Annotated in this window: 20 protein-coding genes; 10 read left to right on the top strand and 10 right to left on the bottom strand. The window is 56.1% G+C overall.

Annotated elements, in window-relative coordinates:
• Positions 1-7 precede the first annotated feature (7 nt).
• The gene (locus DTA24_RS04815) at positions 8-1135 is read left to right on the top strand and encodes an ABC transporter ATP-binding protein (protein WP_022064919.1); all 1128 of its coding nucleotides are present in this window, start codon (positions 8-10) and stop codon (positions 1133-1135) included.
• A 16-nt stretch (positions 1136-1151) separates the two neighbouring features.
• Positions 1152-2438, top strand: coding sequence for an ABC transporter substrate-binding protein (locus DTA24_RS04810; RefSeq protein ID WP_008806348.1), 1287 nt, complete (start codon positions 1152-1154; stop codon positions 2436-2438).
• A 59-nt stretch (positions 2439-2497) separates the two neighbouring features.
• On the opposite strand, the gene DTA24_RS04805 is transcribed toward DTA24_RS04810, so the two are convergent.
• From DTA24_RS04805 to DTA24_RS27965, 4 genes are all read right to left on the bottom strand, one after another.
• Entirely contained in the window at positions 2498-3841 is a 1344-nt protein-coding gene (locus tag DTA24_RS04805) for a carbohydrate porin (RefSeq protein ID WP_012967275.1), read from the bottom strand.
• A 121-nt stretch (positions 3842-3962) separates the two neighbouring features.
• Entirely contained in the window at positions 3963-5396 is a 1434-nt protein-coding gene (locus DTA24_RS04800; RefSeq protein ID WP_032747069.1) for a glycoside hydrolase family 32 protein, read from the bottom strand.
• Between the two features lie 19 nt (positions 5397-5415).
• On the bottom strand, positions 5416-6657 hold the full coding sequence (locus DTA24_RS04795) for an MFS transporter (protein ID WP_012540640.1): 1242 nt from the start codon (positions 6655-6657) through the stop codon (positions 5416-5418).
• 12 nt (positions 6658-6669) lie between these two features.
• The gene (locus DTA24_RS27965; protein WP_046621754.1) at positions 6670-6804 is read right to left on the bottom strand and encodes a hypothetical protein; all 135 of its coding nucleotides are present in this window, start codon (positions 6802-6804) and stop codon (positions 6670-6672) included.
• 93 nt (positions 6805-6897) lie between these two features.
• On the opposite strand from DTA24_RS27965, the gene DTA24_RS04790 reads away from it, so the two are divergent.
• Complete coding sequence (locus tag DTA24_RS04790; RefSeq protein ID WP_008806352.1) at positions 6898-7893, top strand: LacI family DNA-binding transcriptional regulator; 996 nt, start codon at positions 6898-6900, stop codon at positions 7891-7893.
• Here the strand turns inward: DTA24_RS04790 and DTA24_RS04785 are convergent.
• A complete protein-coding gene (locus tag DTA24_RS04785) occupies positions 7890-9311 on the bottom strand; it encodes a sugar porter family MFS transporter (RefSeq protein ID WP_008806353.1) in 1422 nt (473 codons plus the stop codon). The two genes, DTA24_RS04790 and DTA24_RS04785, sit on opposite strands and share 4 nt — an antisense overlap.
• Positions 9312-9608: 297 nt before the next feature.
• Entirely contained in the window at positions 9609-10370 is a 762-nt protein-coding gene (gene kduD, locus DTA24_RS04780) for a 2-dehydro-3-deoxy-D-gluconate 5-dehydrogenase KduD (protein WP_002916003.1), read from the bottom strand.
• 486 nt (positions 10371-10856) lie between these two features.
• Between kduD and DTA24_RS04775 the strand changes: the two genes are divergently transcribed.
• Positions 10857-12032: an oligogalacturonate lyase family protein gene (locus tag DTA24_RS04775; protein ID WP_008806355.1), complete on the top strand. Its 1176-nt coding sequence runs from the start codon at positions 10857-10859 to the stop codon at positions 12030-12032.
• 134 nt (positions 12033-12166) lie between these two features.
• Here the strand turns inward: DTA24_RS04775 and ompK26 are convergent, their stop codons facing one another.
• The 3 genes from ompK26 to DTA24_RS04760 all read right to left on the bottom strand — a co-directional run bounded on the left by ompK26 (position 12167) and on the right by DTA24_RS04760 (position 15278).
• Positions 12167-12862 carry a KdgM family porin OmpK26 gene (gene ompK26 / locus DTA24_RS04770; protein WP_012967271.1) on the bottom strand — a complete coding sequence of 232 codons (696 nt, stop codon included), beginning with the start codon at positions 12860-12862 and terminating at the stop codon, positions 12167-12169.
• A gap of 249 nt (positions 12863-13111) precedes the next feature.
• Positions 13112-14290, bottom strand: coding sequence for an acetyl-CoA C-acetyltransferase (locus DTA24_RS04765; RefSeq protein WP_008806357.1), 1179 nt, complete (start codon positions 14288-14290; stop codon positions 13112-13114).
• A gap of 118 nt (positions 14291-14408) precedes the next feature.
• A complete protein-coding gene (locus tag DTA24_RS04760) occupies positions 14409-15278 on the bottom strand; it encodes a LysR family transcriptional regulator (protein WP_123836581.1) in 870 nt (289 codons plus the stop codon).
• A gap of 102 nt (positions 15279-15380) precedes the next feature.
• Between DTA24_RS04760 and DTA24_RS04755 the strand changes: the two genes are divergently transcribed.
• From DTA24_RS04755 to DTA24_RS04730, 6 genes are all read left to right on the top strand, one after another.
• Entirely contained in the window at positions 15381-15842 is a 462-nt protein-coding gene (locus DTA24_RS04755; RefSeq protein WP_008806359.1) for a multidrug/biocide efflux PACE transporter, read from the top strand.
• Between the two features lie 124 nt (positions 15843-15966).
• Positions 15967-17196: an amino acid permease gene (locus tag DTA24_RS04750; protein ID WP_123836580.1), complete on the top strand. Its 1230-nt coding sequence runs from the start codon at positions 15967-15969 to the stop codon at positions 17194-17196.
• Between the two features lie 119 nt (positions 17197-17315).
• Positions 17316-18194, top strand: coding sequence for an aldo/keto reductase family oxidoreductase (locus DTA24_RS04745; protein ID WP_012540635.1), 879 nt, complete (start codon positions 17316-17318; stop codon positions 18192-18194).
• Between the two features lie 382 nt (positions 18195-18576).
• Entirely contained in the window at positions 18577-19281 is a 705-nt protein-coding gene (gene mrkH / locus DTA24_RS04740) for a transcriptional activator MrkH (RefSeq protein WP_008806362.1), read from the top strand.
• Between the two features lie 17 nt (positions 19282-19298).
• A complete protein-coding gene (locus DTA24_RS04735) occupies positions 19299-19871 on the top strand; it encodes a LuxR C-terminal-related transcriptional regulator (protein WP_022064922.1) in 573 nt (190 codons plus the stop codon).
• 143 nt (positions 19872-20014) lie between these two features.
• Positions 20015-20731, top strand: a complete 717-nt coding sequence (locus DTA24_RS04730) for an EAL domain-containing protein (protein ID WP_012967268.1) — start codon at positions 20015-20017, stop codon at positions 20729-20731.
• Between the two features lie 35 nt (positions 20732-20766).
• Here the strand turns inward: DTA24_RS04730 and mrkF are convergent, their stop codons facing one another.
• Complete coding sequence (gene mrkF / locus DTA24_RS04725; RefSeq protein ID WP_012540633.1) at positions 20767-21402, bottom strand: type 3 fimbria minor subunit MrkF; 636 nt, start codon at positions 21400-21402, stop codon at positions 20767-20769.
• Positions 21403-21413 lie beyond the last annotated feature (11 nt).

Genomic DNA, 21413 nt, shown 5'->3' with positions numbered 1-21413 from the left:
AAATATCATGGCTGAAGTCATTTTCAACAAACTGGAAAAAGTTTACTCCAACGGGTTTAAAGCGGTGCATGGTATCGACCTGAAGATTGCCGATGGCGAATTTATGGTGATCGTCGGCCCCTCCGGCTGCGCCAAATCGACCACCCTGCGCATGCTGGCGGGTCTGGAAACCATCAGCGGCGGCGAGGTGCGGATTGGGGACAAAATCGTCAACAACCTGGCGCCAAAATCACGTGGCATCGCGATGGTGTTCCAGAACTACGCCCTCTATCCGCATATGACGGTGCGCGAAAACCTCGCCTTCGGCCTGAAGCTGAGCAAGCTGCCGAAGGCGCAAATCGACAGACAGGTGGAAGAAGCGGCGAAAATTCTCGAACTGGAAGAACTGCTCGATCGCCTGCCGCGCCAGCTCTCCGGCGGCCAGGCGCAGCGCGTGGCGGTGGGTCGGGCGATCGTCAAAAAACCGGACGTTTTCCTGTTCGACGAACCGCTCTCCAACCTTGACGCCAAACTGCGCGCCTCGATGCGGATCCGCATTTCCGATCTGCATAAGCAGTTGAAAAAATCCGGCAAACCGGCGACCACCGTCTACGTCACCCACGATCAGACGGAAGCGATGACCATGGGCGACCGCATCTGCGTGATGAAGCTCGGCCACATTATGCAGGTTGATACGCCAGACAATCTCTACCACCAGCCGAAAAATATGTTTGTCGCCGGGTTCATCGGCGCGCCGGAGATGAATATTCGCCCCAGCCAGCTGGTTGAGCACGACGGTCGCCTGCATCTGACGCTGGGCGATCAGCGACTGCCGCTCAACGACCTGCTGCAAAGCAAAGTTGAGACCCATAAGAATCAACAGGTTTTCTTTGGCGTGCGCCCGGAGTTTGTCTCTCTCTCCGATGAACCCTTTGCCGAGGGTTCCTGCACGGGTGAAATGGTACGTGTGGAAAACATGGGACATGAATTCTTTGTTTATCTGAAGGTTGCTGATTATGAGCTGACCGCCCGCGTGCCGTCCGATGAAGCGAAACCCATGATCGAGAAGGGCCTTCATCGCAAGGTGTATTTCAAATTTGATCTCAATAAGTGTCACATCTTTGACGCGAAAACCGAACAGAACCTCTCTCTGTGAACACTGGAGTATTAAAATGAAAAACGTGCTTTTAAGCGCCGTCATCTCCGCCACTCTGGGCCTTACCGCATTACCGTCAATGGCGAAGGATGTCGACCTGCGTATGTCCTGGTGGGGGGGCAACGGCCGCCATCAGGTCACCCTCAAGGCGCTGGAGGAATTCCACAAACAACATCCCGACATTAACGTCAAAGCAGAATACACCGGCTGGGACGGCCATCTTTCGCGCCTGACCACCCAGATTGCCGGCGGCACTGAGCCTGACGTGATGCAGACCAACTGGAACTGGTTGCCGATCTTTTCGAAAAATGGCGAGGGCTTTTACGATCTCAATACCCTGAAAGACGAGATCGACCTCAGCCAGTTCGATGCCAAAGAGCTGCAGTCCACCACGGTCAACGGCAAGCTTAACGGTATTCCCATTTCCGTCACCGCCCGCGTCTTCTACTTTAACGACGAAGCGTGGAAAAAGGCGGGCATCGCCTTCCCGAAAACCTGGGATGAGCTTATGGCGGCGGGCAAAACCTTCGAAAGCAAGCTCGGGAAACAGTACTACCCGGTCGTGCTCGAACACCAGGACGTGCTGGCGCTGCTCAACTCTTATATGGTGCAAAAATACAATCAGCCGGCCATCGATGAGAAGGGGCGCAAATTTTCCTACAGCAAAGCGCAGTGGGCAGATTTCTTCGGTATGTATAAGAAGCTTATCGACAACCATGTGATGCCGGACACCCGCTACTATGCCTCGTTCGGCAAGAGCAACATGTACGAGATGAAGCCGTGGATCCAGGGTGAATGGGGCGGCACCTACATGTGGAACTCCACCATCAACAAATATTCCGATAACCTGAAGCCGCCGGCGAAGCTGGTGCTGGGGGAATACCCGATGCTGCCGGGCGCCACCGACGCCGGACTGTTCTTCAAGCCCGCGCAAATGTTGTCGATTGGCAAATCGACGAAAAACCCGCAGGCGGCGGCGAAAGTGATTAACTTCCTGCTGAACAGTAAAGAAGGGGTGGATATTCTCGGACTGGAGCGTGGAGTACCACTGAGTAAAGCGGCGGTCAACTACCTGACCGAGGACGGGATCATCAAAGCCGACGATCCGGCGGTGTCTGGCCTGAAACTGGCACAATCCCTGCCCACGACCCTGCCGGTCTCCCCGTACTTCGACGACCCGCAGATTGTCGCCCAGTTCGGCACCACCCTGCAGTACATCGACTACGGTAAAAAGTCGGTGGAAGAAGCGGCCGAGGACTTCCAGCGCCAGACCGACCGCATTCTGCGCCGCGCGATGCGCTAACCTGCCCGTCTGAACTCTCCCGCGGCGTCCGCCGCGGGAGAGTCTGCCTGAGTATCCTGTCAGAAAAAATATTTAAAACGCACCCGAGCGCCGTAGCGTTCATCGGGATTCCCGCTCTTCGCTGCCGTGGAATCGAGCCACGAAGCATAGGCGCCAAGGTAAATATTGAAGTTCGGCATCGCCATAATATTCGGCAACTGCCAGGAGGTGTGCAGAGTATGGATGTCATAGCGCCCCGGCGCGAGAATTGCGCAGTCGCCATCGCATTCGCTGGTCACCCCGGCCATATTGAACTGGTCGATTTTGTTATGCGCGTAGATATAGCCCAGCTCCACGCGATGCCACAGGGCGTTAATTCCGGCGCTGAAGTCGGTTTCGTCCGCCGCGTCCAGCAGAGCGGTACTCAGATTGACCACCGCCCCATCCTGCGGGTCGCTTTTCAGGGTGTTCCAGCTCATGGTCAGCCCGTAGCCGGTGCGATTTGACTGGTCGACCCAGCGTCCGCTCTGGTTCTGATAGCCGTAAGCATTGTTGACGAGATTGCTCTCTATCGCCGCGGCCGCCGACCAGGCGCCGGACTGCCACACCGCCACCGGCCGCACGTACACCACATTTTTGCGGTTTTCCAGCGCGTTACCATGATAGTTCTGATCGACAAACAGCGAACTGCCGTCCTCCACCAGGGTGTTAACCTCGAAATACCAGTTATCCAACGTTTTGCTGAACAGAAGGTTGCCGCCGCTGCTGCTGCGCCCGCGCCCCTCTTTCATCATGTAAATATAGCCATAGCCGTCGGAATAGAGATCGTTAGCGGTATTGCCTGAATATTCAATAAAGGTGTCCTGATTCAGGGGGAACATATCCCAGGCTTCAAAGCGACCTATTTTTATTTTCCAGTCATCCTGCTGACCAAAGAAAAATACCGCATCGTCGAGATTCATTTTGCCATCCATATCCGCCAGCGGCTGCACGCTGAATCCGGCATATTTCCCGTCAGCGCCATTACGCCTGCCGTCAATCCCCAGCAGAATACGACCATTAATATCCCAGCGTTCTTTATCGCCCGGCGCCCAGCTTTTATTCGCGCTGGTTTTGACCGACGTCAGACTGCCGGTGCGGCTGGCGCCATCGAGGTTAAATTCGACGTCGCCATAAAATTTTAATTCGCCATTGTCGTTTAGCTGCAGGCGCGGCGTAGCCGGCGCCGCGCGGGCGACCGTCGTGGCCTGCTGCTGGCCTTTCAGTGTCTTAATTTCCGCCTCTGCGCTGGCGGCGCGCGCCTCCGTTGCCTTTAACCGCTGCTCCATTTGCGCCAGTCGCTCCTCCAGCGATAACGGCGCCTGCGCCATAACGGATGGCAGATACAGAGACGTGAGAAAACACCCGACCCAGATTTTATTCATCGGTAAACCCTTTTATTATGGAATGAACTGAATTTGTTATTAATGGGTAACGCACGACGATGCAGGCAATAATAACCCGCCCATCGTCAAAGACGGGTTATTAACGACAACAGCCTTATTATTATTCGAGCTGCCAGGCGCCGGCTTCAGTTAATGCAGCTGAGCCGCTCCAGGCAAATAACGCTAATTCACGGCAAGGGACCTGCGGATAGATACGGCTGCTCAGGCAGGCTTCGCCATCATTGACGAAAACCTCAACCGAAGAGCTATCGAAAAATATCCGCAGGTTGAGATCCGCCCCGGCGGTCAACGGCACGCTGCGCGTCCCACACAGGCCAAACTGCGGATAATGCCGCTCCACCACCAGACGCTGCTGTTGGGCATCCACGTAGATGCGCAGGCCATCGCCAAAGCGCAGACCATACTGCTCAGCGCTGCTGCGGGCGCAGTCCCAGCGCAGGTGCACTTCCATCGCCTCGCAGTTGTCGACCATCGTCGTCTGCTGGTTGTTCAGCGTGCTGACCGGCCACGGGAACCAGGCGCCGCGCAGGCTCTCCACTTCTTTCGCCGGGCGCATCTGCAGGCGGCCATCGGCGCTCAGGCTCAACTCGCGCGGCAGGGAGAGCATGCCCGCCCAGCCGTCCTGCTGTTCCGGTAGCGGCGATTCCCACATATCCAGCCAGCCAATTACGATCCGCCGGCCATCGGGGGTGGCGAAACTTTGCGGGGCATAGAAATCGTGGCCGTGGTCCATCTCCCTGAATTCGCCGTGGCGAATAAAACGCTGCCCCGGCTGCCACTCGCCGATCAGATAGCCGCTCTGGAACAGGTTGCGGTTGCGGAACCCTTCGGCCTGCATCCCCTGCGGGGAAAACATCAGGACGCGCTTACCGTTGAGGGTGAAGAAGTCCGGGCACTCCCACATGTAGCCCATGGTGCTTTCCGCTTCATCCAGCACGCCCGCATCCTGCCACTGGCGCAGATCGGTTGAACGGTACAGCCGCACCTGGCCGGTATCGCCTTCGCGCGCGCCGACGATCATGTACCAGCTATCCCCTTCCCGCCAGACCTTCGGGTCGCGGAAGTGGTGCATGCCTGGAGGGGTGTCGACCACCATCCCCTGGCGCTCAAAGTGGATCCCGTCGCGGCTGGTGGCCAGACACTGCACCTGATACAGATTGGCTTCGTCGCCAGGATCGCCGTGGAACTTATGCCCGGTGTAAATCAGCGCCAGGGTATCGCCATCGACCACCGCCGAACCGGAGAAGCAGCCGTCTTTATCTTCCGGCCCCTCCGGCGCCAGCGCCACCGGCAGGTGCTCCCAGTGCACCAGATCCTTACTGCGCGCGTGCCCCCAGTGCATCGGCCCCCACTGGGTGGAATACGGGTGATGCTGATAAAAGGCATGGTACCAGCCGTCGAACCACACCAGACCGTTAGGGTCGTTGATCCACCCGGCGCGGGCCGCCAGGTGATAGTGTGGATACCAGCGCAGATTGAGCGCCTGGCGTTGTGTCTGGAGTACCTGTTCAGCCCGGGAGATTGTGTAAGTCATCATTTTCACTCTTTTTGATTCAGATAGCGGTAGGTTGCGACACCAGCGGATCGGCCGAGGATTTACCGGAGCGCAACAAGAAGATGGAGATAAAGGTGGTGCAGAACACCAGCAGGCCCATGATCAGATAGGACTGGGCGAAGCCATATTTTTCATAGCTGTAGCCCGCCAGCGGCGACAAGACGCTGGCAATGATCGAGCTGGTGCAGGCGAAACCCACCAGATAGAGGGTGGAGGAGAGGCGTTTATCAAAGTTGATGCTGTTGTACTTAAAGATAGCCACCAGCAGTATCGGCAGCTCCACCGCGTGCAGCAGTTTGGTAATGGAGATCAGCAGCGGCCCCTCCACCAGGCCAGAGGCCACCATGCGCATCGCCATCACCATGCCGGCGAAAATCAGACCGTTCTTGGCGCCGATACGGTTCACCAGCCACGGCGCGCAGAACATGCCGGCCGCCTCGAGGAACACCTGGAAGGAGTTGAGATAACCATACATCTCATTGCCTTCCTGCAGGGTCGCGAACTGCGATGAGAAATAGACCGGGAACTGCTGGTCATAGACGCCGTAGATGCAGGTGCCGATGACGAAAAAGACCAGCGCCCAGAACCGCGGCAGCGTCAGCAGGCGCAGCGCATCTTCCAGCGTCACCTTACCGCCCGATACCGCCTCCTGCATCGCATGCGGCGCCGAGGAGACCCGCAGCCGCGCCAGCAGGATAAAGAACACCAGCCCTGAGCAACTGGCGACGAGGAAGTTAAGCTGCGGATTGATGTTAAACAGCAGGCCGGCGAAGAAGGTGGCCACCGCCCAGCCGAGCGAGCCCCACATCCGTGCCCTGCCGAATTCAAACTGGCTCTGACGCGCCACGCGCTCGGTGTAGGATTCCAGCACGCCAATGCCGCCGTTAAAGGTCAGGCCGATGTAGATCCCGCCGAAGATGCTGCCCAACAGGACGTTAATCTTCAGCAGGTGGCCGAACAGCAGATACGCCGGACCGGAGAGGATCAGCAGCGCGGTGATATACCAGAGCAGATGTTTGCGCAGCCCCAGTTTGTCCTGAATGAAGCCATAGCAAACTTGCGCAAACAGCGCGGAAACCGACAGTACGGCATAGATAATACCGGTATCGCCAGCCTTTAACCCAACCTCCTGGTGAAGCCAGATAGAGAGCAAGGAGCCGGATGACGACCAGGTCACGAAAAAGAAAAACAGTAAGGCACTGAGCAACGGGTAGCTGTGTGAGTGATGCGCTTTCATCATGACATTCTCGTGTTAGAGGAATGCAATTATGGTAACGTTAACAAAAAACAAAACGCAGGGGGATTCGCTGCGATACATGATGTTAATCACAAAAGTTAACGTTAACATAATGAAGATGCGATCGCGATCAAATATTAACCGCGGCAGCGTTCAGGACGGCGATAGCAGAAAATCGTTTCACTCTTTTACATCAGCGACTTAGTTGTATAGCCTGTACTCTGCACCACGGCGGAGGAAAAAATGGCGTCCCTGAAAGATGTTGCAAAACTGGCGAATGTATCTCTGATGACCGTCTCGCGGGCGCTGAACACCCCGGAGCGGCTCAAGCCGGAGACCCTGGCCCGCGTGCAGGCCGCCATCGCCGAGACCAACTACGTCCCCGACCTGTCGGCGAAGAAGATCCGCGGGGCGCGCGCCACCCCCAGCACCATCGGCGTGCTGGCGCTGGATACCGTCACCACACCCTTTTCGGTGGAGATCACCCTCTCGATCGAAGAGACCGCCCGCGCCCACGGCTGGAACAGCTTTGTGGTCAACATGTTTTCGGACGATAGTCCGGAAGCGGTGGTCGACCTGCTCCTCTCCCACCGTCCGGACGGCATTATCTTTACCACCATGGGGCTGCGCCAGGTGCCGCTGCCGGACAAACTGCTGACTCTGCCCTGCGTGCTGGCCAACTGCGAAAGCCTCAGCCAGCCGGTGGCCAGCTATATCCCGGACGATGAACAGGGCCAGTACGACGCGGTGAAAGCCCTGCTTGCCGCTGGCTATCGTCATCCGCTGTGCCTGCACTTACCCGCCAGCCAGCTGGCGACGATCCGCCGCCGCCAGGGGCTGGAGCGCGCCTGCCGGGAGGCGGGTATCGAACCGGACCATCTGATCCATTCGTATATGGGCCAGGGCGATGAGCATTACCACGATATCCCGGCGGTGGTGCTGGCGCATATCCGCGAGGGTAAACCTGGCTTTGACTCGGTGATCTGCGGCAACGATCGCATCGCGTTTATGGTCTATCAGACGCTGCTGGGTCAGGGGTTACGCATTCCCCAGGACGTGGCGGTGGTGGGATACGACAATATGGTGGGCATTGGCGATCTGTTTCTGCCGCCGCTTTCCACGGTGCAGCTGCCGCACTACGACATCGGGCGCCTGAGCGCCCTGCATATCATTCACGGCGACAACCATCGGGAGACGCGCAAAGTCGCCAGCCCGTGGTTGCCGCGCGCCTCACATTAACGGTTACCGATGTTGCGCAGCTTCTCGCCCGCCATCAGGTTGCGCTCAATGTGCTCGAGGGTGACATTCTTGGTTTCCGGGATCAGCCAGAAGGTGACGCCGATAAAGGCCACGTTGAGCACCGTGTAGAGCCAGAAGGTACCGGCGGCGCCAATCGCGTCAAGCAGCGTCAGGAAGGTGGCGCCGATGATCATGTTCGACACCCAGTTGGTGGTGGTCGAGCAGGTGATACCGAAATCGCGGCATTTCAGCGGCTGGATCTCGGAGCAGAGGATCCACACCACCGGCGCCGCGCTCATCGCATACCCGGCAATACACATCATGGTCATGCCGACGGAAAGCCAGGAGAGACCGCTGGAGGCGGTGCCATTGTCGAACTGCATCAGGCAGTAACCCAGCACCAGGGTGCCCAGCGCCATCACGCTAAAGCCGATTTTTAGCGCCGGCTTACGACCCGCTTTATCCACCGTGAACACCGCAATAAAGGTGGCAAACATAAAGGTCAGGCCCACCACCAGGGTGGCGATCATCTGCTGTTCGGTAGTGGTAAAGCCCGCCATTTTAAAGATACGCGGCGCGTAGTACATGATGATGTTCATGCCGGTGAACTGCTGCATCGCCTGCAGCAGCATGCCAAGGAACACCGCCCGGCGCACGTTACGATTGACCTTAAACAACGCCCAGCCGCCCTGCTTCAGCTTCAGGCTCTCACGGATCTCGTTAAGCTCGTCGCGCGCCTTTTCCGAGGTATCGCGCAGCATCCGCAGCACCTCTTCCGCTTCGATATGGCGTCCTTTCTCCGCCAGCCAGCGCGGGCTGTTCGGCAAAAAGACGACCAGAATAATCAGGATCACCGCCGGCAGCGCCAGCACGCCTAACATGGCGCGCCAGTTACCGCTGTAGCTAAAGGCGGTATCGGAAAGAAACGCCAGCACAATGCCGAGGGTCACCATCAGCTGGTACATACTGATCATTTTCCCGCGCACGTTCTCACTGGCCATCTCGGAGAGGTACAACGGCGCGGTATAGGAAGCGATCCCGACGGCCACCCCCAACACCACGCGGGCTATCAGCAGCACCTCCACGCTGGCGGCAAAAGCGGAGCCGATAGAGCCGGCAACAAAGAGCACAGCCCCCGCCATCAGGCTGTATTTACGGCCGAGGCGGAACGACAGCCAGCCGTTAAACAGCGCACCGATCGCCGCCCCCAACATCATACTGCTGACCACCCACTCCTGAAGCTGGCTGGATAAGGTGAAGTGGTCGGTAATAAAGGGCAGCGCCCCGGATATCACGCCGATATCCAGGCCAAAGAGCAACCCCGCTACCGCCGCAGCGATAGAAACAAACCAGTTCATCCGCCGGGTGTCACGTTGTGTCCGCGGCGTTAATGCAGAGTCGTTACTGATTGAAGTCATTTTTATTCCTGCCACACAGAGAAAGACATAGGACGAAAGTACGTGACTGGCGGAGGAGTTTGTCAGGCTGGATAAGCCAAAGATATGGACTATTTTGCTGGCAGGAGAGGTTTTGTGATGGACATTAAACTTTCTAAGGAACAAAAAATGCGTTTGTCATAGTGAATAACCCTGTCCATACAGGGCAGTAACATTAATCAGGCGATATAGAATATGGACGATTATCACTTACTGATATGGACAATAATTGCTCACTCGGCCGGTGCGATACTCACCGCCCCGGCCTCGCGGAGGGGGTTAGCGCGCCAGCCAGCCGCCGTCCACCGCCACCGTATAACCATTGATGTAATCGGAGGCTGAGGAGGCGAGGAATACCACCGGCCCCATCAGATCGGCCGGCAGGCCCCAGCGTCCGGCGGGAATGCGGTCGAGAATTTCGCTGCTACGCTGTTCGTCAGCGCGCAGCTGCTGGGTGTTATTGGTCGCCATATACCCCGGGGCGATGGCGTTGACGTTGATATTGTGTTTAGCCCATTCGTTCGCCAGCAGGCGGGTCACGCCCATCACCGCGCTTTTGGACGCCGTATACGATGGCACGCGGATCCCGCCCTGGAAAGACAGCATGGAGGCGATGTTAATGATCTTCCCGCCGCTGCCCTGGGCGATAAAGTGCTTCGCCGCCGCCTGGGACATAAAAAATACGCTCTTGATGTTCAGGTTCATGACGTCGTCCCAGTCCTTTTCGCTGAACGCCAGCGCGTCCTCGCGGCGGATCAGCCCGGCGTTATTGACCAGAATATCAATATGGCCGAACTCCGCCACCGCACGCTCCAGCAGCTGGGGGATACCGTCGATCTGGCGCAGGTCGGCGGTCAGGCTGAGAAAGCGGCGTCCCAGCGCCGTCACCCGCTCGATGGTTTCCACTGGCTCGACGATATTGATACCAACAATATCGCATCCTGCTTCCGCCAGCCCGAGGGCCATTCCCTGACCTAAACCGGTATCGCATCCGCTCACGACGGCTACTTTTCCCTGCAGGGAGAATGCATCAAGAATCATAATGTGTTCCTTAATCGTTCAGAGCCTGCTGCGTGCAGGCAAGGTTCTCTCGGCCCTGCCCACGCCGATGGCGGAGCTGAGCGTGGGGTGAACTCTCGGGCATAGCCCACCATAATGAAAATAAAACAGAGTTCCGTTTTTGCTGATGAGTGCCATCTTAGCCCTGCCCCCTGTCATTTTCAATAATATTTAAAACGATGTTTCATTTTTTATGATGGCGATTACAAAAAAAGAAAAAGCGAAGGCACCCGGCGGCACGCGCCGGGCGGGAGAGGTGTTAAAAGGACGATGATTCAACCGGTTGTCTGGAGAGGCGAACAAAGAGAGGCCAGCAGGCCGCTGAAAATGCGGGAATTACGCTGAACTGCGTGAGGCATCACAAATAATGAAACGACGTTTTGATAAATTAACACTCATCTTTTAAAACACATCACACAGCGACACGCCTCTGGTCCAGCGGCATCGCAGGAAAGAAAGGAGCACTACATGGCTAAAGGCATGCGGGTCAAACTGAATTATCAGGTCAGCCACGATCCGGATACCGGAGCGGAAGTTACCCGCTTAACCCCTCCGGAGGTCACCTGTCATCGCAACTACTTCTATCAGAAGTGTTTTTTTAACGATGGCAGCCATTTACTGTTCGCCGGCGAGTTTGACGGCCACTGGAACTACTATCTGCTGAATATCGCCAGCGCCGAGGCCATCCAGCTGACGGAAGGCGCCGGGGATAACACCTTCGGCGGCTTCCTCTCCCCGGACGATAAGTCGCTTTATTACGTGAAAAATGACCGCACCCTGCTGGAGGTGAATCTGACCACCCTCGTTGAGCGCGAAGTTTATCGCGTCAGCGATGACTGGGTCGGCTACGGCACCTGGGTGGCAAACAGCGATTGCAGCAAACTGGTGGGCATTGAGATTGCGAAAAGCGACTGGACGCCGCTCAACGACTGGCAGATTTTTCATGACTTCTTTCACAAAGGACCACACTGCCGCCTGCTGCGCGTCGATCTGCACAGCGGTGAGAGCCAGGTGATCCATGAGGAAAAAATCTGGCTGGGACACCCAATCTATCGTCCCTTCGACGACCACACCGTCGCCTTCTGCCATGAAGGGCCGCACGATCTGGTGGACGCCCGCATGTGGCTGGTCAATGAAGATGGCAGCCACGTCCGCAAAGTGAAAACGCATGCCCCGGGCGAAAGCTGCACCCATGAATTCTGGGTACCGGACGGTTCGGCGCTGATCTACGTCTCCTATCTGAAAGGTCAGCAGGGGCGGACTATCTATCGCTTTGATCCCGAAAGCGGCGTCAACGAGGCCCTGATGACGATGCCGGCCTGCTCGCATCTGATGAGCAATTTCGACGGCACGCTGCTGGTGGGCGATGGCTCAGGGACCCCGGTGGATGTCAAAGATACCGGCGGCTACTCCATTGATAACGATCCTTATCTGTATGTCTTTAACGTGGCGCAAAAACGCTACTTCCGCGTCGCACGTCATGATACCTCGTGGGCGACGGTGGCCAACAGCCGTCAGGTGACTCACCCACACCCCTCGTTTACCCCGGACGACAGCGCCATTCTGTTCAGCTCCGATAAAGACGGTAAACCGGCCATCTATATCGCGAAATTACCCGAGCATCCGCCAATGCTAAGCGCCTGATCCACGCCACACGTCTTTCTGTCACTGGCCTTGCCCTCCTTCGTGGAGGGCTTTTTTTGTCCCTTCTCTTTCCCCCATAAAAAACCCCGGCTGACGGCGCCGGGGAAAACAAACGATGAGGGCTGAATGGTCTGTCAGAACGAGTAGGCCACCCCAACGCGGAAGCGGGTCTGACGATCGCTGCGGTCGTTCACCCCGACGTTGCCAATTTCACCATACGGTGACCAGTTGTTATCCAGCTTATAAGCCACCTTCACGTTATATTCCTGCGAGTAGGGTTTGTTGTCGTTGCGGCTGACCCCTTCGGAACTGCGGGCATAGACATAGTTCAGCTCTGTACGCCAGTCACCAAGCGCAAACCCGGCCCACGCGTCGCCGCGGTTAACTTTGTCATCATCTTTACCGGCGTTGTTCGGATAACGGGTGTATTCATAGCGATAGCGAGCGGCGACATAGAAGCCGTTGTCGAAGCTGTATTGCACGTGGAGGTGCGGCTTGTAGATGGAGCGGCTGTCGTTGCTCTCAATGGTAAACCCGGGGGTGAGGAAAAAGTTCGACGTTGCTTTCCAGCGCCAGCTGATGGTGTCTTCATGTCCATTACCCACCACGTCTGAATAGGGCTGCGAACCGTTGTCGCCACCCGAGCGCCATTTGGCCTCGACGGTAAAGCCTAGCCCGTTGGCAAAACGGTGGGAAACGGAGACGCGGTCGGCATTACTTTTATCGCTCTTGCCGCCATCTATAAATTCATGACGTAAATCTATCGTTACCGCAGTCGCCGCAAAAGACATACCACAGAGGGCGGCCAGAACCAGAGATCGTTTTAACATAGGGTACCCCTTATAATAAATAAAATGTCATTTCGTTTTTATGAAACGTTATTTTATTTTTTAAGAACCTTAGTTTTAGTGACCAGGATCGTAGTTATTTGTTTCAAAAAATGTGGCACAACAAGACGTGACGGAGCTCAATAAATTCGCCAGGGGGGAAGTGAAATACGCGAGAAAAAGCAGGGTTCGGCAAAGCGCGGCGCATAAAAAAGGCCTCCCGCAGGAGGCCATGTAGATCGAGACAGAGCGTCAGGCGCGCTCTACCGCCAGCGCCACGCCCTGACCGCCGCCGATGCACAGCGTCGCCAGCCCTTTACGGGCATCACGCTTGATCATTTCATGCACCAGCGATACCAGGATCCGGCAGCCGGAGGCGCCGATGGGGTGGCCGAGAGCGATCGCGCCGCCGTTGACGTTGACCCGCCGTTCATCCCACTCCAGTACCCGGCCAACCGAGATCGCCTGAGCGGCAAAGGCCTCATTGGCTTCGATCAGATCGACGTCGTCCAGCCGCCAGCCGGCCCGCTCAAGACAGCGACGGGTGGCGTGCACCGGGGCAATGCCCATCAGCGCCGGATCGACCCCGACGCTGGCGAAGGCGCGGATCCGGGCGAGGATCGGCAGCCCCAGTTCAAGAGCTTTGGCTTCACTCATCATCATCACCGCCGCCGCGCCGTCGTTGATGCTGGAGGCGTTGCCGGCGGTCACCGACCCGAGGCGGTCGAAGGTAGGCTGCAGGCTGGCCAACCCTTCCGCGCTGGCATCCACCCGCGGTTGTTCATCGGTATCCACGGTGCGCGCCGCGCCGTTATGCTCGGTAATAACCGGGACAATCTCGTCGCGAAAGCGGCCGGAATCAATCGCCTTGCGCGCCTTATGCTGTGAGCTGAGCGCCCAGGCGTCCTGCAACTCGCGGCTGATGCCGTATTCCCGGGCGAGGTTTTCCGCCGTAACGCCCATATGATAATCGTTGAAGGCATCCCACAGTCCGTCATGCACCAGGCTGTCAATCAGCTGGCTGTTGCCCAACTGGGCGCCGGTGCGGCTGTCGGTGAGTACATGCGGAGCGCGGCTCATATTCTCCTGGCCGCCGGCGATCACCACATCCGCTTCCCCACACTGAATCGCCTGGGTGGCGAGGTGCAAAGCCTTCAGGCCGGAGCCGCAGACGTCGTTTATGGTAATGGCCGATACAGTGTTAGGCAGCCCGCCGCGAATTGCGGACTGCCGCGCGGGGTTTTGCCCGGTACCGGCGGTCAGCACCTGGCCGAGGATCACCTCATCCACACTCTGCGGATCGATCCCTGTCTGCTCAACCAGCGCTTTCAATACCACACTCCCCAGCTCGACGGCTGAATGGCGCGATAAGGCACCCTGAAAGCAGCCAATCGGCGTTCGCAGCGCCCCGACGATCACGACATCCTTCATCCTCTACCCCTGCCCATGCTTTTGCGCAAAGAAACAGCGATATACTAGATAATTGTTATCAAAAAACTTTGTAATTGTTTAAAAAAAGTGAAGCCAATCACAAAGAAACCGCTTTTTATTAACGTTCACGCCGCTGCAGATGCTCACGCAGCCAGCTGCCGGCCGCCCCCGGCGGCGCTTTCTTATTCCACAGCAGATCGACCGAAATCGCCCGCGGCCAGCCGGGAATATCAAGCGCCACCAGCCCGCCCTGCGGCGCAAACTCCGCCACCAGCGCACAGGGCAGAACGCACCAGCCGAATCCCTGCACTGCCATGCTGAGCAGCAGCAGATAGTTTGGCGCCGACCAGACCTGACCTGCGGCAGGTTCGGTGGCGCTGGCCAGAAAGGTGCTCAACCGCAGCTCACGCCAGCTGCGCAGCTCATCCCAGACGACCTTGCCCTGCGCCGCCAGCGGATGGTCAGGCGCCACGTAAATGCCCATCGCCGTCTGCAGCGGCAGGCGGGTGCTGCCGATGTCGGTCGGGTAGCGATCTCTGGCCTCAATCAGCCCCACCTGGGCGCGGGCTTTTTGCAGGAGATCGATCACATCCTCGTCTTCGCCAATCAAACACTCAAACTCGGTATGGGGAAAGCGGCGGTCAAACTGCACCAGCAGATCTTCCAGCACGTCCGGGTGCAGGGTGTCCGAGAGCACGAAGGTCAGTCGCGGTTCCGTCTCACCGGCGAGCGACACCGCCAGCTCATCCAACCGCTCGCTGGCGGCGAGGATCGCTTTGACATAGCTCAGCACCTGCTCCCCCTGCGGCGTCAGCGTCGGCTGCCGCGTTGCCCTGTCAAAGAGGGTCACGCCGAGATCGGCCTCCAGGTTGGCGATAGCGGTACTGATCGTCGACTGGCTTTTACGCAGGCGACGGGCGGCAGCGGAAAACGATCCGCAGTCAACCGCCTCCACAAAGGCGGTTAACGCTTCCGGGGAATAACGCATAATCTATCTACTTTATCGATGGTTTCTATCTTTTGTTTATCATGTTTTTCCATAAAATGCCGGGTAATTTCCTGTTCAGGCTAAAACTGGAGGTCGCTCGCCATGCAACAGATCCCTCATCAGCGCAAGACGCTTACGGAACGCGTTATCCACGCCATCACCTTCGAAGGACTGGCGACGCTGATCCTCGCCCCTACCGCCGCCTGGCTGATGCAGCGCTCGGTCGTGGAGATGGGCGGGCTGAGTATTCTGCTCGCCACCCTGGCGATGGTATGGAACATCATCTATAACGCGATGTTCGATCGCCTGTGGCCGGTCTCCCGCTTTCCCCGCCAGCTGAAAGTGCGTGCGCTGCACGCGCTGGGCTTTGAGACCGGATTCATCATCATTGGCGTCACCATGGTGGCGATCGTGCTGGGCGTATCGCTCTTGCAGGCGTTTATGCTGGAGATCGGCTTCATGCTCTTCTTCCTGCCCTACACCATGGCGTTTAACTGGGCATGGGACACCCTGCGCGAGCGCGTTATCCGCCGCCGCCGCCCACGCCAGCCGGCGCGCGGGTAGTGCCCCGGGCGGATCCTCCACGATCCGCCGCGACTTTATCACCAAAAACTATCGCAACAGACGAACCATAAATATGGTAAATTGCACTCCTTTTTTTTGGTTTACCGGTTGATAAAGTCGCATAATGTCTAAAATTTGGTCTAAAGAAGAAACTCTATGGAGTTTTGCCTTATATGGCACTGCAGTAGGCGCTGGGACGCTATTTCTACCGATCCAGCTGGGTTCGGCTGGCGCCATTGTCCTGTTCATCACCGCGCTGGTCGCCTGGCCGCTCACCTACTGGCCTCACAAAGCGCTGAGCCAGTTTATTCTCTCGGCCAATATCGCGCCGGGAACCGGGATCACCGGCGCAGTCAATCACTACTATGGTAAGAAAATCGGCAACCTGATCACCGGCCTCTATTTCCTCGCCTTCTTCGTCGTGGTGCTCATCTATGCCGTGGCCATCACCAACTCGCTGGCCGAGCAGGTGGCGCATCGTACGCCGATGACCCCCACGCTGCGCGCGCTGCTGAGCCTGAGCGTTGTGCTGGTCCTCAACCTGATCTTTCTCATGGGTCGGCAGGTCACCATCAAGGTGATGGGCTTTCTGGTCTTCCCGCTTATCGCCTGCTTCCTGTTTCTCTCCCTCTATTTAATCCGCGACTGGCATCCTGAGCACCTCACCAGCCAGATGCAGTTCAGCACGCACACGCTCCATCAGATCTGGATCTCCATTCCCGTGATGGTTTTCGCTTTTAGCCATACGCCGATCATTTCTACTTTTGCTATCGACCAGCAGGAGAAACATGGCGACCTGGCCATGGGTAAATGCAAAAAAATCATGAAGGTGGCCTACACCATCATCTGCGCCAGCGTGCTGTTTTTCGTCTTCAGCTGTCTGCTGGCGATCCCGGCGACCTATATTGAAAGCGCCCGCGATCAGGGGGTGACCATCCTTTCCGCCCTGTCGATGGTGCCGGGCGCGCCCGGCTGGCTGGCGGTAACCGGCATCATCGTTGCCGTGGTCGCCATGTCGAAATCCTTCCTTGGCACCTACTTCGGGGTGATTGAAGGCGCCAGTGAAATCGTCAAGAGTTCGCTGGGGCTGGTCGGCGTGCGTAAGAGCCGCGCCTTCAACCGGGCGATGTCGATCCTGCTGGTCTCCGCCTTCACCTTTGCGGTGTGCTTTATCAACCCGAATGCCATTTCGATGATCTACGCCATCAGCGGGCCGCTTATCGCCATGATCCTGTTTATCATGCCCACGCTGTCCACCTGGCTTATTCCGGCGCTTAAACCGTACCGCTCGGTGGGTAACGCCATTACGCTGGTGGTCGGCCTGCTCTGCGTTTCAGTGATGTTCTTTGGCTAATCGCCTCTGGCGGCAGCGGCTTACCTGAGCCGCTGCCGCACATTCTGACAACATTCTCGCCCTTCCCTTTCCCCTGAGCGGATTACACTTACGGCTTAGCCACCGTAAGGAGAGTTCGTATGTCCAGTGTCACCTTATCCGGTCGCGGCACGCTCGGCGATCGCCAGGTTTATCGGTTGGGTTATGGCGCGATGCAGCTGGCCGGCCCCGGCGTCTTCGGCCCGCCGAAAGATCCCGAGGAGGCGGTGCGCGTCCTGCAGGCTGCCGTCGAGGCCGGGGTAAACCATATCGATACCTCTGATTTTTACGGTCCGCATGTGACCAATCAATTGATCCGCAAAGCGCTCCATCCCTATCCTGACGACCTGTGTATTGTCACCAAGGTTAGCGCCCGCCGCGACGAGAAGGGCAACTGGCTGCCGGCCATGTCGCCTGCCGAACTGACCCAGGCCGTCGAGGATAATTTGCGTAACCTGGGGCTCGACGTGCTGGAGGTGGTGAACCTGCGCAGTATGCTCAGCCCTCACGGCCCGGTGGAAGGCTCGCTGGAGGCGCCGCTCACTACCCTGCTGGAGCTCAAAGCGCGGGGATTGATCCGCCATATCGGCCTAAGCAACGTGACGGCAAAACAGGTCGCGGATGCGCAGAAAATGACGCCCATCGTCTGCGTGCAAAACCTCTATAACATTGCCCATCGCGCCGACGACGCGCTGGTCGATGCGCTCGCCGCGCAGCACATCGCGTGGGTGCCCTTCTTCCCGTTGGGTGGTTTTACGCCACTCCAGGCGCAGGAGCTGAACGAGGTCGCGGCCTCGCTTGAGGCGACGCCGATGCAGGTCGCCCTGGCCTGGCTGCTTCAGCGTTCGCCGAATATTCTGCTGATCCCCGGCACGTCTTCCCGCACGCATCTGGCGGAAAATATTGCCGCCGCGCAGCTGGCCCTGCCGGGCGACGCCCTGCGCATCCTCGATAATATCGCCACCCGCGCACGCCCCTGACCCGTGGGGAGAAATGGGGGGAACGACAGCTATCCTTAATATTTGCCTGGAAAAACCTCAACACTGCTGGCACTATAGATCTTACAAATGGGGTGTGATCGACGATCGTTTTCTCATTATCCCCGTTAATCAAACTACTGTTTTTATCCTTCGACCGGTCTCCAGCATGGAGGCCGTTGTCGTTTTTGTCATGACCAAAATTTGAAACTCTTGATTACAGGAAACACAATATCAAATTCCAAGTTTATACATATCAATCTGGCTGCAAAGATAGCCAATAACATCAAACGCTCATAAAAACATCTGATTAACCCAATCAGAATGTTGCTATTGCTATAAGAAAAATCAAACGCCTCACGACAACTATTTACAAGGGAAGCACATGACAGAGGGAACGATAAAGACCAGTAAGTATGAAATTATTGCTATTTTCAGAGAGGAGTTGCGCAAACGTACTGAAATTGAAATATTTTTTAACAACACGAGTATCGTAACCCAACTGACACGTGTGGATTTTGCCGAGTTCCATATTCAGACTCACCGCAAAATCCCGCCGGGGCATAAAATTCGCTTTCTCCTGCATAGTGATTCAGGGAAAATAGAGTTTAATGCACCCCTGACAAAACATGACAATAGCGGTGTGGATAAAGGTATCCGCTACGCCTTTTCTTTGCCTGAATGTCTGCAGGTCGTACAGCGCCGCCGCGATCCCCGTTTTCGTTTACGCCACGAACATGATTTTTATTGCCGCGGTCGCCATAAAAATGGCGAAAACTATCTTTTCGACATCAAAGACATTTCAGATGGCGGTTGCGCATTGATGACCAGGACGCCGAACCTGAAATTTCTCAGCCATAACGCCTTACTGAAAAATGCTGTACTGATGCTCGCGGAATATGGTGAGATCACCATTGACCTGGTGGTAAAGAATGTCATTGTTATCACCCTTGATGACGCCAATGAAGAGAGTGAAAGCTACTATCAGATATCCTGCCAGTTTAAGTTCCGCCATCTCGATGACCAGCGCAGAATAGAGAAGATACTGCTGGACCTGATCTTAGAAGCCAAGCGCAAAAAGAGAATCTGATACCCTTGGACAGTATATTGCTGTACACCAATGATAATCTCATTGGTCACTCAATCTATCACTACCTTATTGATAGCCATGAAAATATCACCCGTCTTGGTTATGGCGACGTTATCCATGAGAAACATCTACCACTGGCTCAGACAGTTATTTTCAATTTAATTAATAAGGATATTTCTGCCATCAGAATCGTCGACCTGCTGAACGCGCTTCGCCTTTCTCTGCAGCGCTGCCAACAGCCGGTACTGGTGGTGAAAAGCGACATTGTCGCCCTGTGCAGAGAGTTGATAACTATTGATAATGCCATGATTATTAGCGAAAAATCGCCATTATCTCTTTTTTCCTCTATCGTCAAGCGCGCAGAGGGCGCCAGCGAACTGCCACCGCGAAGGTTGCGCAAACAGCTGTCGCCACGAGAGTGCCAGATCCTCGAACTGCTGATTGCCAACAATAATAACAAGCGTATTGCCGCCCTGCTCGGCATTGCTCATAAAACGGTTCACAGCCATCGTATCCATATCATGCAAAAGCTGGGCATTGATAATTCCCGCGCGATGAACCAGCGTATTGCCGCACTCCATCAATGTTAAATTATGCTCCAGTAAATCAACAGCGGATAAAGCGTACTTATTCGCTGTTGATTTACATTTCCTGCCATTCCCATTAATCATCAGGTAGCCTATAATTAGTCTATCCTCTGCCTATTGTCTGACTAACCTCGTGATGAGGGATAATGAACACTAAAATAACCGAAGACAACATTTTATCTCGTAATGATATCGCTGTACGCTACGTCTTTCAGAAAATGTTTTCCCCACAAGGTACCTTAGTCGCGGTTGAATGCCTGAGCCGCTTCGATAATCTTACCGTCTCTCCTGAGTATTTTTTTCGTCATGCTACCGCGGCGGTTCGTGAGCGTATTTTTCTCGAGCAACTGGCATTGATTGAAAAACATAAAGAATGGTTTTTACACAACAACATTTCCGCCACGATTAACGTCGACGACCATATCCTGAATCTGCTGCGTCAGAAGGAAATAAAAGATAAAATTGCCGCACTCGCCTGCGTCCATTTCGAAGTGACCGAAAACGCTGAGAATCTTCTCAATAATTCCCTGGCCGCCTGGCAAAACCCGCAAGATACCTCGCTGTGGCTCGATGACTTCGGCTCAGGCCATGCGGGGATTAACGCCATCAGAGGGTATCATTTTGACTATGTCAAAATTGATAAAGATTTTTTCTGGCATCTGATGCGCAAAGAGTCAGGCCGCCAGTTAATGGATGCCCTGGTGACCTTTTTATCCCGCAATCATCACAACGTGATTATTGAGGGGGTGGAAAGCGAAGACCATAAAAAATGGTTGCAGGGAATGGAATGGTTTGCCATTCAGGGCCATTACTGGCAGGAAGTCAGTATTGAACAACTGGTTGCTGACGATATTACCCGATAAAAAAAGCCGGGGATTCTCCGGCTTTTTTGCATTGCTTAATTATAAACTAATTCCCACGTTGCCCAACTGGTAATCGGCCCACTGGTGGCGCTTTTTGGCGTTGGCGAAACGTAGCCCACGTAATAGGTGAACAGCCCACCGCTGACCGCGTTTTCCTGCAAATGCACCTGATTTTGCTGCGGGTCCGCCGGGACAATTTTATTACTTTTATCCAGCGTATTATTATCATTGGTCGACAGCGCCAGATAAATATTCTGCGCCCCATCTGGCAAGGTATTGGCCAGATAGCCCGCATTCTCATTCCCGACCGCCGTCAGTAAAAAACCGTCAATCCAGCGAACGCTGACCCGTCGCACTTCGTCCTGCGAGGCGGCCCCACCGTCATGGCGCAACTGACAGTTTGACAGCGCCAGGGTAAATGGCTGCGGCTTCATAAACGCCCCGGCCCCGCGATCGTGCACTTCCGCCAGGCTGACCGGCGCCAGCCAGACGTTGCCATTGCCGGCATGCTGACCGCCATTCAGCGCGACGCTGCAGGAAATATCCGTCACCCGCCCGGCAAATTCGACCCGTCCGCGGTCATAATTGGTCTCGAAACCCCACGCCGAGGGGGCGGCGAGGCTGCCGCAGAATAGCAGCCACGCGATAGTGTGTTTCGGCAATCCCTTCATTCCCCCTCCCG

It is taken from the genome of Klebsiella sp. P1CD1, from assembly GCF_003790505.1.
Taxonomy (GTDB): domain Bacteria; phylum Pseudomonadota; class Gammaproteobacteria; order Enterobacterales; family Enterobacteriaceae; genus Klebsiella; species Klebsiella variicola.
Note: the sequence above shows the minus strand (reverse complement) of the source record. Positions and strands in the feature narration are given on the sequence as shown.